The sequence below is a fragment of the Moheibacter sediminis genome (assembly GCF_900176425.1).
GTDB classification, from domain to species: domain Bacteria; phylum Bacteroidota; class Bacteroidia; order Flavobacteriales; family Weeksellaceae; genus Moheibacter; species Moheibacter sediminis.
On sequence record NZ_FWXS01000021.1, the window covers coordinates 1 to 1,926 of the forward strand.

The 1,926-nt window shown below is 35.4% G+C and carries 2 protein-coding genes; both read right to left on the bottom strand.

The features are described from left to right. Window positions 1–1,559 (bottom strand): PKD domain-containing protein (locus B8977_RS14925; RefSeq protein WP_143736562.1); only part of this gene is annotated, 1,559 nt, incomplete at its 3' end. A gap of 194 nt (window positions 1,560–1,753) precedes the next feature. Further along, entirely contained in the window at window positions 1,754–1,915 is a 162-nt protein-coding gene (locus B8977_RS15335; RefSeq protein ID WP_394334482.1) for a T9SS type A sorting domain-containing protein, read from the bottom strand. Window positions 1,916–1,926: the final 11 nt, after the last annotated feature.

Below are 1,926 nucleotides of genomic sequence, written 5' to 3' on the forward strand. Positions count from 1 at the left end.
GATTCCGTTAAGTCAAATTCTACTTCTGCTCCGTTTAAATCCAAACATTCTTTCAATTCAGCATTTTGAACAGCGGGTGGAGGAACGATTTCGATCTCTATTGTTATGGTTTCAATCTGACCTCCCGGAGCAGTAAATGTAAGTGTAACAATATATGTCCCAGGATTTGCATAAGTATGTGTTGGTGTGATTTCAGACGACGTATTTCCATCGCCAAAATCCCACCCTATTATAGTTTCCGGACAACCTTCATAGCTGAATTCCATTTCCGTTCCTAAACAAAATGTATCGATGTGAAATGCTCCGTTGATTAAAATTTTAGGATCAAAAAGTGAAGCAATGAATGGCGGCAGCCCCAATGTTGTCTGATATAAACTTATCCCACTCAAATGAAAGATAGAAGTTGCATAATCATTTGGATTGGTGATATAAGAAAGTGAAGAATACATCGCATGATAAATCCTCCCATCTAGTGCCAATTGCAAAGAGCCTGCTAATGATTTATTTGGGTCATTGTTCTGGAATAAAATGCTTTGAGAAGCAGGAATTGAAGTTGATGTCAAGTCATACTTATCAACTACCGCATTGGTTCTGTGCGCGATTATATCCTCTCCACATTCATCTGCAAAATTATAAACGTCATAACTGCTGTATAAAACTTTCCCATCGGGAGAAAATTCAACTCCATAATAGGTTCTTCTTTCATTAGATAAAGAATTAAGAATGGTTTCATTGCTTACTATTCCTGTTTCATTGTCAAAATCATATAAACCCAAAATTCCACCATACGTAAAAGCCATCGTGCATGACGGTGTAAAATAATTAATGGGAAACAAATGAAAGTCTTCTTCTTTTACAGCAGTGAAGTGTGCAGCAGCAATTTTATTTCCTTCCGGAGAAACTTTCAGCTGACCAATTGCATAGGTATAGAAAAATTTATTATTAATCTTATCAGGAACATTCACGCCTACTTGAGATATAACGGGAGTTGTATTGACACCCTGAGCTGTTACTGAAAAAGCATAATAACTGTCTAAATAATGTGTAATTATCCAATAACCCGAATTGTCTGCTTTGGCTACAGCAGTCAGTTTTTCAGAACCTTTCATAGCCCCACTCAACGGAAGTTGAATATTTTTCTGACCTGGCAATACTGAGCCTAAACCTCCATTGAGCGACATATCCACTACCGAATAATGTACTCCGTTGAGTGAATAAGTTGTAAAAATATAATAGATATTGGAGTTGTCAGGATTGGGAATTATAATTGCGGATTGCGTACTGGAAGCGTCTCCTAAAAGTGCATTTCCGTTTTGCATCACAGAATTGTCCTTGGAAAAAATCGTCTTTCCATCGGTATAGAAAAGTAAATTTCCACAATTGTCTGAAATTGTAGCACAACCTTCATTGGTATGCAAATTCCCTGAAGTTATTGAAGCAGAACCCGAAGTAAAATCCAAACCTCCAAAAAATCCAAAACGCCAATGTGCAGTTTCCATTTGCGCTTGTAAACCACTAAAGGTTAGAAGGTAAATTAATATTGTGTAAAATTTCTTCATGTGTGTGATGTATTATGCATTTTGAGTTGGATATTTTCATAAAATCCCGACAGGATAAAATCCTGCCGGGAAAGTGAATATTCGATCTTAATTATATGAACTCAAAAATTAAATCTGAAACAAAATATTCACATGAGGGTTGATGATGATTCTTCTGTAGAGATACACAATTGTACATCTCTACGGTCTAACATTTAGTTCTTAACTATTTTGAATGTATTTACTTGCTTGTCTGTCGTTGCTTTTACAACATAAGTTCCTTTTGGTAAAGTATTTAAATTAACATTTGAAATCGAATTTGAAGTTTGATTTAGAATTAATTTTCCATTCAAATCATAAACCTGAACTGATTTCACTACTTCGTTTC